Annotated in this window: 11 protein-coding genes; 8 read left to right on the forward strand and 3 right to left on the reverse strand. The window is 62.3% G+C overall.

The window, feature by feature from the left end; all coding sequences use genetic code 11:
- The first annotated feature begins 53 nt into the window (after positions 1-53).
- Both V8359_RS03185 and V8359_RS03190 read left to right on the forward strand, forming a co-directional pair.
- Positions 54-500 (forward strand): type II toxin-antitoxin system RatA family toxin, encoded by a 447-nt coding sequence (locus V8359_RS03185; protein WP_336427258.1) that lies wholly within the window; start codon positions 54-56, stop codon positions 498-500.
- Positions 493-1,779: an MmgE/PrpD family protein gene (locus V8359_RS03190; protein WP_336427259.1), complete on the forward strand. Its 1,287-nt coding sequence runs from the start codon at positions 493-495 to the stop codon at positions 1,777-1,779. The genes V8359_RS03185 and V8359_RS03190 overlap by 8 nt, the downstream gene beginning before the upstream one ends.
- Here V8359_RS03190 and V8359_RS03195 read toward each other — a convergent pair.
- Genes V8359_RS03195 through V8359_RS03205 form a run of 3 tightly spaced genes read right to left on the reverse strand, consistent with a single transcriptional unit; the run spans position 1,754 to position 3,830 of the window.
- Positions 1,754-2,224 carry a CinA family protein gene (locus V8359_RS03195; RefSeq protein WP_336427260.1) on the reverse strand — a complete coding sequence of 157 codons (471 nt, stop codon included), beginning with the start codon at positions 2,222-2,224 and terminating at the stop codon, positions 1,754-1,756. The genes V8359_RS03190 and V8359_RS03195 overlap by 26 nt on opposite strands.
- Positions 2,221-2,703 carry a phosphatidylglycerophosphatase A family protein gene (locus tag V8359_RS03200; protein WP_336427261.1) on the reverse strand — a complete coding sequence of 161 codons (483 nt, stop codon included), beginning with the start codon at positions 2,701-2,703 and terminating at the stop codon, positions 2,221-2,223. The genes V8359_RS03195 and V8359_RS03200 overlap by 4 nt, the downstream gene beginning before the upstream one ends.
- Entirely contained in the window at positions 2,700-3,830 is a 1,131-nt protein-coding gene (locus tag V8359_RS03205; RefSeq protein ID WP_336427262.1) for a bifunctional 2-C-methyl-D-erythritol 4-phosphate cytidylyltransferase/2-C-methyl-D-erythritol 2,4-cyclodiphosphate synthase, read from the reverse strand. Before V8359_RS03205 ends, V8359_RS03200 begins: the two co-directional genes overlap by 4 nt.
- A 156-nt stretch (positions 3,831-3,986) precedes the next feature.
- Here V8359_RS03205 and dusB point away from each other — a divergent pair, with 156 nt between their 5' ends.
- The 6 genes from dusB to trkA all read left to right on the forward strand — a co-directional run bounded on the left by dusB (position 3,987) and on the right by trkA (position 12,628).
- Positions 3,987-4,982 carry a tRNA dihydrouridine synthase DusB gene (gene dusB / locus V8359_RS03210; protein WP_336427263.1) on the forward strand — a complete coding sequence of 332 codons (996 nt, stop codon included), beginning with the start codon at positions 3,987-3,989 and terminating at the stop codon, positions 4,980-4,982.
- A complete protein-coding gene (locus V8359_RS03215) occupies positions 4,979-6,061 on the forward strand; it encodes a two-component system sensor histidine kinase NtrB (protein WP_336427264.1) in 1,083 nt (360 codons plus the stop codon). The genes dusB and V8359_RS03215 overlap by 4 nt, the downstream gene beginning before the upstream one ends.
- Positions 6,061-7,383, forward strand: a complete 1,323-nt coding sequence (locus V8359_RS03220) for a sigma-54 dependent transcriptional regulator (protein WP_336427265.1) — start codon at positions 6,061-6,063, stop codon at positions 7,381-7,383. The genes V8359_RS03215 and V8359_RS03220 overlap by 1 nt, the downstream gene beginning before the upstream one ends.
- A 152-nt stretch (positions 7,384-7,535) precedes the next feature.
- The gene (locus V8359_RS03225) at positions 7,536-9,737 is read left to right on the forward strand and encodes a sensor histidine kinase NtrY-like (RefSeq protein WP_336427266.1); all 2,202 of its coding nucleotides are present in this window, start codon (positions 7,536-7,538) and stop codon (positions 9,735-9,737) included.
- Positions 9,738-9,748: 11 nt separating this feature from the next.
- Entirely contained in the window at positions 9,749-11,155 is a 1,407-nt protein-coding gene (ntrX, locus tag V8359_RS03230; RefSeq protein ID WP_336427267.1) for a nitrogen assimilation response regulator NtrX, read from the forward strand.
- 96 nt (positions 11,156-11,251) lie between these two features.
- Positions 11,252-12,628, forward strand: a complete 1,377-nt coding sequence (gene trkA / locus V8359_RS03235; protein WP_336427268.1) for a Trk system potassium transporter TrkA — start codon at positions 11,252-11,254, stop codon at positions 12,626-12,628.
- Positions 12,629-12,635 lie beyond the last annotated feature (7 nt).

Below are 12,635 nucleotides of genomic sequence, written 5' to 3' on the forward strand. Positions count from 1 at the left end.
CCGCGTTTCTTTTAGGACAAAGTCCTGAAGGACACGCGCGGAAACCCTGACACATGACGACGCACTCTGAAACCCGTCACCTGCCTTACTCGGCCCAGCAGATGTATGATCTGGTGGCCGATGTGGAATCCTATCCCGAATTTCTGCCATGGACAGCCGCCGCGCGCATACGCAGCACGACACCGCAGGATGATGGCTCAAAGGTTATGCTTGCGGACCTCGTGATCTCTTTCAAGGTGTTCCGAGAGAAGTTCGTGAGCCGTGTGACGCTCTGGCCGGACGACATGAAGATCGACACGGAATACCTTGAAGGCCCATTCAAATATCTTGTATCGAACTGGGTTTTCCAAGACCGAGAAGAGGGCTGCGACGTTTCCTTTCACGTTGATTTCGAGTTTCGCAACATGATCTTGCAGAAAGCGGCGGGACTGTTTTTCTATGAGGCGATGCAACGCGTTGTGCGCGCCTTCGAGGAGCGGGCGCACAAGCTCTATGGATGACACTATCACGACATTGCTTGCCTCGGTCCGCGCCGAGCCGCAGGCAGACGACCTTGAGGTCATGCGCCTGTCGATGCTTGATTGGCTCGCGGTTGGATTGGCGGGATGCAGCGAACCCGTGGCGCGCATCACCCGCGCGATGGTTCTGGCCGAGGGTGGCAATTCACAGGCCACAGTAATGGGCGGCGGTCAAGCACCCGCGCGCGCAGCGGCTCTGGTCAATGGCGCGACGTCTCATGCGCTAGACTATGATGACACGCATTTTGCCCATATCGGACATCCGTCGGTGGCGGTCATCCCGGCAGCCCTTGCCATGGGAGAGCGCGAAAACGCACCACGCGACAAGGTGCTGCGTGCGGCGCTTGCGGGATGCGAAGCATCGGTGCGGATCGGCCTGCTTTTGGGGCGGGGGCACTATCAGGCCGGATTTCACCAGACCGCGACCGCCGGAACATTCGGCGCGACCATCGCCGCCGGGCTTCTGGCCGGGCTGAACGATGAGCGTATGGAGCATGCGCTTGGCCTTGCCGCGACGCGCGCCTCGGGCCTCAAGTCGCAGTTCGGCACGATGGGCAAGCCGTATAATGCCGGGATGGCGGCGGCCAACGGTTTGGAATGTGCCGATCTTGCCGCCCTCGGAATGATGTCGAACCCCGACGCGGTCACGGGCGTGCAAGGGTTCGTGTCAACGCATCATGGAGACGGCGACAGCACGGAGACACCGGGCTTTCTCATGCGCGGAGTCAGTCACAAGTTTCACGCGTGTTGCCATGGTCTTCACGCCGCGCTCGAGGCGCTGTCGGGTCTTCTTCCGATCGATGCAAACAAGGTCAGCGATGTTCAGGTAACCACGCATCCGCGCTGGATGTCGGTCTGTAACAAGCACGCGCCAGAGACGGGTCTGGGAGCGAAGTTCAGCTATGAGGCCGTCATGGCGCTCGCCCTCTTCGGGTACGATACGGCGAACCCGGCCACGTTCGCGGACGAGCCGATGCGCGAACCTGCGATTCGATCGCTGATGCGGCGGGTTGATGTCGTCACAGATGAGAAGCTGACCGAGACGGAGGCAAAGGTCCGCATCAAGGCGGGAGAGGTGTTCGAGGCGCACCATGACCTGAGTGCGGAGATGGCGCTTGAGCATCGGCGCGCACGGGTCAAGAAGAAAGCCGCGATCCTTCTGGGTAACATGCAGGCCGAGGCGGCATGGGATGTGATCGTGAGCGACGGGCCCGTCGCAGCACTGTCGGCACTTCTTAAGACGTCAGCGCCGTCTCGATAAGCTCCAAGGCGTGATCGCGGGACATTTGGCGCACGGCCTCGCGCCCTTGCGCGCCGAAATCACATGTCTCTGCGGTCACGCCCTTGGCGGTTGCGAGGCCGAAACATACCCGGCCTTCGGGTTTGTGCTCGGACCCGCCGGGGCCTGCGATGCCCGTGATCGAAACGGCGATGTCCGCACCTGCGGCGCGGCGGGCGCCGGTGGCCATTTCCCGAGCCACGTCTTCGGACACTGCCCCATGAGCAGAGAGCGTTTCAGGTAAGACACCCAGAAGGTCGCTCTTGGCGGCGTTGGAATAGGTCACCAAACCACGTTCGAAAACAGTCGATGACCCGGGCACATCGGTCAAGGCCACAGCCACCATCCCGCCTGTGCAACTCTCGGCGGTGGTGAGGGTGAGGCCGGCAGCATGGGCCGCCTCGACTATGCGTGCCGCTTGTGTCATGCCCCGTGCCACAGCCCCCCAAGGATGCCGACGCAAACCGCCGCCATGACACCCGCGATCACGTCATCGAGCATGACACCCATCGCGCCGCCGCGCCGGTCCGCCCAGCCGACCGGGCCGGGCTTCCAGATGTCGAACAGCCGGAAGAGCACGAAGGCGGCGATCCAGCCGGGCCAAAGCGCGAGGGCGGGAGCCCCGGAATGGGCCGCGCCGATCGCGACAGGCAGAAGCGCAATCCATTGTCCCGCCACCTCGTCGATGACGATCTCGGAGGGGTCTTTGTCGGCTTTACCCTTTGTTTCCAATAGTGTCGCCCACCATCCTAATGTGATGGACGCCGCGATGCCCACGGCCAAAAGCGCAGGTCCGCCCAGCACCAGAAGCCCCCACGCCACCGGCAGCGCGGCAAGCGACCCCCAAGTGCCCGGTGCGGGCCTGAGGTGCCCGACATAAAAGAAGGTGGCGATCAGATGGCTCATGATGTCACCAATGTCACGGTGGCCAAGGCCGCGATTCCTTCGCCCCGGCCGGTGAAGCCCAGCCGCTCGGAGGTGGTGGCTTTGACCGATGCGCGGTCGATATCAGTGCCGCAATATCCGGCAAGTGCTGTTCGCATCGCCGGGACATGAGGCCCGATTTTGGGATATTCGCAGACAAGAGTGACGTCTAGGTTGCTGATTTCAAAACCTTTCGAGCGTGCGAGCGCCATGGCGTGCGACAGGAAGATATGGCTTTCCGCGCCTTTCCATTGGGGATCGGAGGGCGGGAAATGCTGACCTATGTCGCCCTCGGCGAGCGCGCCGTAGATCGCATCGGTCAGGGCATGCATGCCGACATCGGCATCGGAATGCCCCTGAAGGCCGCGATCATGGGGAACGGCGACACCGCAGAGCATCACATGATCGCCGGGGCCGAACCTGTGGACGTCATAGCCGTTTCCGGCACGAAGTTGCATGGGCTCTCCAAGGATGCGCGCGGCGCGTTGGAAATCGCCGGGATGGGTGATCTTTATATTGGTCTCATCGCCTTCGACGATGGTCACGTCAAGCCCTGCGGCGCGCGCCACGGCCACATCATCGGCAGCGTCGCCGTCATGGTTGCGGTGCGCCGCGAGGATTGGACCGAAATGGAACCCTTGCGGTGTCTGCGCGCGGAAAAGTCCGCTGCGATCCTGTGTTCCGGTGACCAGACCGCCGTCGCCGCGCCAAAGCGCGTCGGTGACGGGCAGAGCGGGCGCGGCACCGGGAGAGCCCTTGAGCGCCGCGATCACCCGGCTGATCAGGCTGTCGCTCACACAGGGGCGCGCAACGTCATGGATAAGCACCTGCGTTGTTGATCCGCCTTCGAGAGCTTCAAGACCGTTGAGAACCGACCCCGCGCGGGTATCACCCCCCGCCGTGACGACAAGCCCCGGAAGGGTGGGGGCCAAGGCCATGTCATCAGGGTGCAGGACAAGAACAATATGATCTATGTCAGGATGCGACGCGAACCGTGCGAGAGTGTGGCCGGTCACGCTTTGCGTGCCGATGGGTTGCCACTGTTTTGGCATCGGCCCACCGGCCCGGGTGCCTCGGCCAGCGGCCACGATGAGGGCGGCGGTTGTCATGCTGTCTGATAGCGCGCTGGTGCATAGCTGTGCAACACCGTCGAAAACTGCTTAAATTTTGTGCAGAAGGTGTGTATCAGCGTGATGAAGCTCCACATTTCTTGAAGGAATGCAGGGTTTGTCAGAAGCCTGCACCGTTGCACAAGGATTAGGCACGTGGCCCAAACCCTTTCCGATCTCGGACTGAACCCACCGGTTTTCCTGGCCCCGCTTGCGGGAATCACCGATCTGCCATTTCGCAACCTCGTATCGCGGTTCGGGGCCGGCCTTGTCGTGAGCGAGATGGTCGCGAGCCAAGAGATGGTTCAGGCAAAGCCCGGCGTGCGCGAGCGCGCCGAGCTTGGCTATGGCACCCAGAACACCGCGGTTCAGTTGGCCGGTCGCGAGGCGCATTGGATGGCCGAGGCCGCCCGGATGGTCGAAGCCAACGGCGCCCGTATCATCGACATCAACATGGGCTGTCCCGCAAAGAAAGTCACAAGCGGTAGCGGCACGGGCGCAAGCGGATCGGCCCTGATGAAGGATCTCGATCATGCGCTGTCGCTGATCGAGGCGGTGGTGGGCGCGGTTGATCTGCCCGTAACGCTCAAGACGCGGCTTGGTTGGGATGACAACATGCTGAATGCACCCGAGCTTGCCCGGCGGGCCGAGGCCGCAGGTGTGCGCATGATCACCATTCATGGCCGCACCCGCTGTCAGTTCTATAAGGGGCACGCGAATTGGAGCGCCATCCGGGCGGTCAAGGACGCGGTGGGTGTGCCGGTGGTTGCCAATGGCGACATCATCGACGTGTCAGACGCACGAACGGCCCTGAGCCAGTCGGGCGCGGATGGCGTGATGGTGGGCCGCGGGGCACAGGGCCGCCCCTGGACACTGGCGCGGATCGCCTGTGAGCTTTTTGGTGGGCCCGCCCCGGAGGTTCCACGCGATCACGCCTTTTGTGACATGGTTTCCGAACATTACGAAGAGATGCTCAGGTTTTATGGTTGTGATCTCGGGGTGCGTGTCGCGCGCAAGCATCTGGGCTGGTACATGGATGAGGCGAGCACAGGCGCGGGTCTGCGCAAGCGTATCCTGACCACGCGCTGCGCAAAGGAGGTCATGACGCTTCTGCCCGAGGCGCTATTGGCCCCGCAAAGGGCCGTGGCATGAGCGACACCGTTCAGGACGGACTGTGGTCTGCCTTGCCCGCGCCCGCGCTGATCCTTGATGGCGACGATACAATCGTCGCGGCGAACCCTGCCGCGGAATCATTTCTCAACTTGTCGAGCCGGGCCATCGTGGCGCGCCCGGTTTGGGACGTGATCGCGATTGACCCGCCACCCAATGCCGCGCTTGCACGGGCACGGGCACAGGGGGCGACACTTGTCGTCAATGACGCCGAGATGCGCGTGGCCTGGTCCAATCCGGTTGTGGTAACGGTCCATGTGGCGCCTTACAGCGCGGCGGCGGGTCAGATGTTGATGTTGGTCACGCCACATGACGCCGCAGGCCGGCTTGAGAGCCGGGGCGCACGGCCATCGACGGCGAAATCCGCAATAGGGATGGCCGAAATGCTGGCGCATGAGATCAAGAATCCGCTGGCCGGGATCACCGGTGCCGCCCAGTTGTTGTCCATGTCGCTGAGTGACGAGGACCGCGAGCTTACCGATCTGATCGTCGCCGAGAGTCGGCGCATCGTAGCACTTCTGGATCATGTGGAGCAGTTTGGTGATGTCCGCCCCCCGGTGCGGCGGCCCGTCAATCTGCATGATGTGCTCGATCGTGCGAAAAAGTCCGCATTACTTGGGGTCGCGGCGGATATGCGCATGACCGAAAGCTATGATCCCTCGTTGCCCGACGCGCATGGCGACGCCGATCAGTTGCTTCAGGTCGTGCTGAACCTGATCAAGAACGCTGCCGAAGCCGCGACGGGCGGATCGGGCACCATCACGTTGCGAAGCTATTTCGACCACGGGATGCGTCTGCGGGATATTGATGGCGTGCCCCGCGCCATTCCGCTTCAGATCGAGGTTGAAGACGATGGTCCCGGCCTGCCCGAGGATATCGCGGGAGATGTGTTCGCGCCTTTTGTCTCGGGACGAGAAAACGGCACGGGCCTTGGACTCGCGCTCGCCAACAAGATCATCACCGCACATGAGGGGCTGATCGGTGTGGTATCCGCCCCCGGCCGAACTGTGTTTCGGCTTTCGCTACCTGTGGCGCCGCGCGAAACGAAAGGATCGGAGTGATGGACGGGACCGTTTTGGTTGCTGACGATGACAGGACCATTCGCACGGTCCTGACGCAGGCGTTGACGCGGGCGGGGTGCAAGGTTCACGCCACGTCATCGCTCACGACGCTGATGCGGTGGGTCGAAGAGGGGCGCGGCGATGCGGTGATCTCGGATGTGGTCATGCCGGATGGCAACGGGCTTGAGTTGCTGCCCCGCATTTCGCAGATACGCCCCGGCCTGCCGGTTATTGTGATCTCGGCGCAGAATACCATCATGACCGCCATCCGCGCGACCGAGGCCGAGGCGTTCGATTATCTGCCCAAACCCTTCGATCTGCCGGAACTCATGCGTCGGACGGGGGCCGCGCTTGATGCCGGGCACGTGCGCGGCAAGACGCCGGATGTGCCACCGGACCGGCCCGAGGAGCTTCCACTGGTGGGCCGGACACCCGTGATGCAGGCGCTTTATCAGGGGGTCGCGCGGATCGTGAATATTGACCTTCCGGTGCTGATCCGTGGTGAAACCGGGGCAGGTAAATCGCTTCTGGCGCAGGCAATTCATGACCTGTCCGAACGGCGTGGCGCGCCCTTTGTGACGGTCGGGCCGACGGGTTTGGAGGATGTCGACGCCATTGCCGCGCGCGTCGGGCGGGGCACGATGGTTCTTGACGGGCTTGAGCGGTTCGACGCTCAGGCGCAGGTGCGCGCGCTTCTGCTGCTTGAGGCTTGCAAGGGCGCGCGGGTGATCAGCACGATGCAGGAGACCGGGTTCGCGGCGTTGAACGATGATCTCTACTACCGTCTCAGTGGTGCCGTGCTGGACATGCCGCCTCTGCGGGAACGCACTGACGACATCGAACCGCTTGCCGCGCATGTGCTGGCCGGGCTGAGCGGGGCGACACGCGGCATCGATGCGGCGGCGGCGGACCTGTTGCGGCGTTACGGCTGGCCGGGAAATGTGCGTCAGCTTGAGAACCTCTTGCGGCACGCGGCCCTTGATGCCCGCGAACCACAGCTTGGCCGCGCCGAGATCGAACCGCTTCTGGCCACACAGCCGGACGCGCCTGCGGCCATGGGAACTGAGGGTGAAACGCTGTCTGATTCGGTGGCCAATCACCTGAGCCGATACTTCGATATGCATGGTGGAATGCTTCCGCCGGCTGGTCTTTACCCTCGGATTCTTCGAGAAATCGAACATCCTCTGATCGAGATCGCGCTTGAAGCGACAGGCGGAAATCAGGCCAAGTGCGCCGAACTTCTCGGGATCAACCGCAATACGTTGCGCAAGAAAATGACCGAGTTGGATATTCGCGTGACACGCCGTCGCAAGTTGATGTAAAAGAGCAACATACCTGTGGCGAAAAGGGAGCAGTGCCGCCGACCGCTACCATATTTGGTGGCCTGTGCAGCGCGCGACGCGATTTGAGGGGGAGGGCAGTGGCCGCGAGGGCACGCAAAGTAAGTTGGGATCGAGTGGTCCGACTGCGCAGGATGCGCCTTTTGCAGACAGTGGCCACGGTTGGCCTGTTCGCGATTGGGCCGGTTCTTGCGCTCGTGACCTATCTGGTGATGGGGCCGCTGGATCAGGGGGCGTCTTCGAACGTCCTGCGCATCGTCCTGCTTAGCGATCTTATCTATGTCATCATTGTTGCCGCGCTGGTGTTGCAGCGGGTCGTGCAAATGGTGGCCGCACGGCGCCGGCATTCGGCGGGGTCGCGGCTTCATCTTCGGCTCACGGGTGTGTTCGCCATCATGGCGCTGATGCCCACCGTTACCGTGGCCGTTTTTGCCACGCTCAGCGTGAATATGGGCCTTGAGGCATGGTTTTCGGACCGCGTTGGCCGCGTGGTCAGCAATTCGGTGGCCGCGGCCCAAGCCTATGAGGAAGAGCACCGCCGCGACCTGATCACTGATGCGCGCGCGCTCGCCTCGATCATCAACGCGACCAAGCGCGCGACCGTTTTTCTGGATGATGGCGACATCCGCAAGGTGCTGTCGGATGGGCAGCGGGGCATTCAGCGGGGGCTGCGCGAAGCGTTCGTTGTCGACGGCACCGGCACGATCCGCGCGCGGGGTGAAAACTCTTATCTGTTCGACTTTGAGAAACCGACGCCAGAGCAGATAGACCGCGCACAGGAGGAAGGGGCCATCGTCATTCAGGACTGGGTGAACAACGAATTCCGCGCCCTCATGCCGCTGGTGACGATCCCGGACCGCTATCTCTATGTCAGTCGGAACGTAGACGGTGAAATCCTCAACCTTCTGGACGAGACTCAGGAAACCGCCGCCTTTTATCGCCAGCGAGAGAGTGAACGGGGCCGCGTCCTGTTTGAATTCGGGCTGGTTTATGTGGGGTTCGCTGTCATCCTGATTCTGGCTGCGATCTGGCTTGGTATGTGGTTTGCCGAACGCCTGTCCCGGCCCGTCGGACGGCTGGCCAGCGCCGCGCAAAGGGTCGGAGATGGCGATCTTGATGTGCAGGTCCGCGAAGAGGACGGCGATGATGAGATTTCCATGATGGGCCGGTATTTCAACAAGATGACCCGCCAGCTCAAGGAGCAGCGCAACGACCTGCTGGCGCGCTCGGAACAGATCGAGCGGCGGCGAAGACTGTTCGACTCGGTGCTGGGATCGGTGTCGTCGGGGGTTGTCGGGCTTGATGCCAAGGGGCGCGTGACCTTTGTGAACCGCGCCGCCGAACGCCTGCTCGACTGGCAACAGGACCGGCAGAGTGTTCCGTTGTCGCTGGCGGTGCCGGAGTTCGCCGAACCGTTCGAACGGCTGAGCGCGAACGGGGGCGGCTTTGTTCAGGACGAGATCCGGGTGAGCCGGGGAGGCACGCAGGAAAACCTTCTTGTGCGCATGTCCGAGCGTCTGAGCGAAGAAGGCGAGCTGGAAGGTTACGTGGTCGCCTTCGACGATGTGACCGACCTTGTCAGCGCGCAGCGCATGGCGGCGTGGGGCGACGTGGCGCGGCGGATCGCGCATGAGATCAAGAACCCGCTGACCCCGATCAAGTTGAGTGCCGAACGGACGCGGCGCAAGTTCTCGAAGTTGCTGGACGCGGAGAACGCCGAGGCGCTGACGCAGATGACAGAGGTGATCGTGCGCCAGACCGATGACCTTCGCCGGATCGTGGACGAGTTTTCCAAGTTCGCACGCATGCCGGAACCCGAGCGGCAACGCGAAAGCCTGTCACAGCTTATCCGCGAGGCGGCCATGCTTCAGGAGGCGGGCCAGCCGGAGGTGCGCTTCGAGACGGATTTCACCGACGAGGAGATGCGCGCCGATCTTGACGCGACGATGATCAGTCAAGCGCTGACCAACCTGATCAAGAACGCCGGGGAAGCCATTGAAACCCGACAGGAAAAGATGGATGACGATTTCACGCCCACAATTCGCATCAGCAGCGGAATCGAGGGCGGACGGGCCGTGATCCGTATCGCCGATAACGGCATCGGCCTTCCCGAAGACAAGGCCAGACTTTTTGAACCTTATGTCACCACACGCGACAAGGGCACCGGCCTTGGCCTGCCTATCGTGAAGAAGATCATCGAGGAACATGGCGGCACGCTGACGCTTGAGGATGCTCCGGCCTTTGAGCCGGATGCGCATCGTGGGGCGATGGCTGTCGTCACGCTTGAGCTTGTGTCCGAGCCACAAGCTCTTCAGCCACAACGTGAGGCAGTTTAGGGGGTAGTGGAATGAGTGATATTCTGATTGTCGATGACGAGCGCGATATTCGCGAATTGATCTCGGACATTCTTGAGGACGAGGGGTATGCCACGCGGCTTGCCGGGAATTCCGACGATGCGATGGCGGCCGTGGCCGAGGCGCAGCCTGCGCTCCTGATCCTTGATATATGGCTCAAGGACAGCAACATGGATGGCATTGATATCCTGAAGGCGGTCAAACGTGACTATCCGGATGTGCCAGTGGTCATCATTTCGGGGCATGGCAATATCGAGATCGCCGTGGCCGCGATCAAACAGGGCGCCTATGACTTCATCGAAAAGCCCTTCAACATAGATCAACTTCTGGTAGTGATCCGGCGCGGGATGGAAACCAGCCGACTGCGCCGCGAGGTGCAGACGCTTAAACGCCGTGACACCGGACCGGCGGAAATGCTTGGGGACAGTTCGGTGTTCCGCGCACTTCTGAGCCAGCTCGACAAGGTCACGCGCTCGAACGGGCGGGTGATGCTTTCGGGGCCGCCGGGCTCGGGCAAGGAGTTGGCGGCGCGTTATATTCATGCCAACTCCACTCGCGCCGAGGGGCCGTTCATAAGTGTCGGCTGTGCCACCATCGAAGCCGACCGGATGGAAGAGGTTCTCTTTGGCCGCGAAAGTGAGGAGCGCGGTGTCGAACCCGGCCTGCTGGAAGAGGCAAATGGCGGTGTGATCTATTTCGACGAAGTGGCCGATATGCCTATTGGCACACAGTCCAAGATATTGCGCGTGCTCGTTGATCAGCAATTCCTGCGCGTTGGTGGCTCGGACAAGGTTCAGGTGGATCTCCGGGTCATTTCCTCGACCAGCCGCGACCTTGAATCCGAGATCGCCGCCGAACGGTTCCGCCGTGAACTTTATCACCGTCTCAATGTGGTGCCGATCACCGTGCCGTCACTTGAGGAGCGGCGCGACGACATTCCGCTTCTGGCCACCCATTTCATCGAGGGGCTGCACAAGACCCAAGGCCTCCCGCTGCGCAAGCTCAAGGATGACGCGGCCGCGCTTCTTCAGACGATGCCGTGGCCGGGCAATGTGCGCCAGTTGCGCAACGTCATCGAGCGCGTGCTGATCCTTGGCGATGGCAATGGCGAGATCGAGTCATCCGAGCTTCCCGGTGAGACGGAGGCTGTTGTCGAGGATGGTCGCGTCGTGCTTTCGGGGTCGCTTGCCACCATGCCCCTGCGCGAGGCGCGCGAAGCGTTCGAGCGAGAATATCTGCTGACCCAGATCAACCGTTTCGGGGGAAATATCAGCCGCACCGCCGAATTCGTCGGCATGGAACGCAGCGCGCTGCACCGCAAGCTCAAGTCACTGGGTGTGGTGACCGGGGCAAAGTCGGGTGCGCGGGTCGCCAAAGTGGCCGATGCCGAGGCGTCCTGACCCTTCGACGCGGTGTGTTAGGCGGCGAATTGCGTTGACCCACAAGCTGCAACCTGCGATGCAAAAAGCCCCCGGGAAGCATCTTATAGGGCTGGCATGAAGGTCATAATTTGTGGCGCGGGACAGGTTGGCTGGCAAATTGCGCGGCACCTGTCCGGCGAGAAGAACGACGTGACCGTGGTGGACAACAACGCCGATCTGGTGCGGCGTGCCACCGATACGCTTGATGTGCGGGGGCTTGCCGGATTCGCCAGCTACCCGGATGTGCTTGACCGGGCCGGGGCGCGTGACGCGGACATGATCATCGCCGCCACCTATTCCGACGAGGTCAACATGGTGACCTGTCAGGTGGCGCATTCGGTCTTCAATATCTCGCGCAAGATCGCGAGGTTGCGTAGCCAGTCCTATCTGGACGCGATCTATTCCGACCTTTATCGCCGCGACCACATGCCCATCGACGTGGTGATCAGCCCCGAACGCGAAGTGGCCGAGGCGGCGTTGCGGCGACTCAAATCACCGGCAGCGTTCGACAGCGAAGGATTTCTCGACGATCAGGCACAGCTCATGGGGCTCAGGCTCGATGAGGATTGTCCGGTGCTCTACACGCCTCTGCGGCAGCTCAGCGATCTTTTCTCGACGCTGCGTGTCATTGTCCTTGCGGTACGGCGCGAGGGGCGGCTTTTCGCGCCCGAGGCCGGGGATCAGCTTTTTGCCGGGGACGAGGCGTATCTCTTCGCTCCGAATGAGGATGTGCCGCGAATGCTCGAGGTGTTCGGCAAGAAATCGAAACGGCAGGAGAAGGTGGTCATTCTCGGTGGCGGCAACGTGGGCCTTACCGTGGCGCAGGCGCTTGAGGATCGCGGTGGCGGCATCCGTGCCAAGGTGATCGAACGCAACCGCCAAAGCGCGGAGCGGGCCGCAGACGCGCTCGAGAGGACAATCGTCCTGCATGGTGACGCGCTTGACGCGACCTTGCTGAACGAGGCCGGGGTGGGCCGCGCCGACGCGGTGCTGGCGGTGACGGACGATGACAAGACCAACCTGCTCGCGGCGGTGCGGGCCAAGGCCGAGGGATGCCCGCTGGCCATTTCGCTAATCAACGATCCGACGCTTGTGCCATTGATGGAGCCGATGGGCATCGACGCCTATATCAATCCGCGCGCCACCACCGTCAGTTCGATTTTGCGCCATATCCGGCACGGTCGCGTGCGAGGGGTCTATTCCATTGGCGATTCCGAGGCCGAGGTGATCGAGGCGCAGGTGCTGTCGACCTCTTCGGTGGCCGGGACGCATATTCGCGACATCGACTTTCCCGAAGGCGTTCTGGTCGGGGCGGTCAAAAAGGGGGACGAGATACATCAGCCCACCGGCGGCCTGAGGATCGAGGAAGGCGACGTTCTGGTAATCTTCGCGCTGTCTTCGGACGTGCCCGCGGTTGAGCGGCTTCTTCAGGTCTCGATCGATTTCTTCTAGGGCCGCA

It is taken from the genome of Roseovarius sp. E0-M6, from assembly GCF_037083845.1.
Taxonomy (GTDB): Bacteria; Pseudomonadota; Alphaproteobacteria; order Rhodobacterales; family Rhodobacteraceae; genus Roseovarius.

Excerpts from the sequence above, each read along its gene's own strand:
- V8359_RS03225 (WP_336427266.1), top strand. The coding sequence starts at position 7,536 with ATGCGCCTTTTGCAGACAGTGGCCACGGTTGGCCTGTTCGCGATTGGG.
- ntrX (WP_336427267.1), top strand. The coding sequence starts at position 9,749 with ATGAGTGATATTCTGATTGTCGATGACGAGCGCGATATTCGCGAATTG.
- V8359_RS03190 (WP_336427259.1), top strand. The coding sequence starts at position 493 with ATGGATGACACTATCACGACATTGCTTGCCTCGGTCCGCGCCGAGCCG.
- V8359_RS03215 (WP_336427264.1), top strand. The coding sequence starts at position 4,979 with ATGAGCGACACCGTTCAGGACGGACTGTGGTCTGCCTTGCCCGCGCCC.
- V8359_RS03200 (WP_336427261.1), bottom strand. The coding sequence starts at position 2,703 with ATGAGCCATCTGATCGCCACCTTCTTTTATGTCGGGCACCTCAGGCCC.
- V8359_RS03185 (WP_336427258.1), top strand. The coding sequence starts at position 54 with ATGACGACGCACTCTGAAACCCGTCACCTGCCTTACTCGGCCCAGCAG.
- V8359_RS03220 (WP_336427265.1), top strand. The coding sequence starts at position 6,061 with ATGGACGGGACCGTTTTGGTTGCTGACGATGACAGGACCATTCGCACG.
- trkA (WP_336427268.1), top strand. The coding sequence starts at position 11,252 with ATGAAGGTCATAATTTGTGGCGCGGGACAGGTTGGCTGGCAAATTGCG.
- V8359_RS03195 (WP_336427260.1), bottom strand. The coding sequence starts at position 2,224 with ATGACACAAGCGGCACGCATAGTCGAGGCGGCCCATGCTGCCGGCCTC.
- V8359_RS03205 (WP_336427262.1), bottom strand. The coding sequence starts at position 3,830 with ATGACAACCGCCGCCCTCATCGTGGCCGCTGGCCGAGGCACCCGGGCC.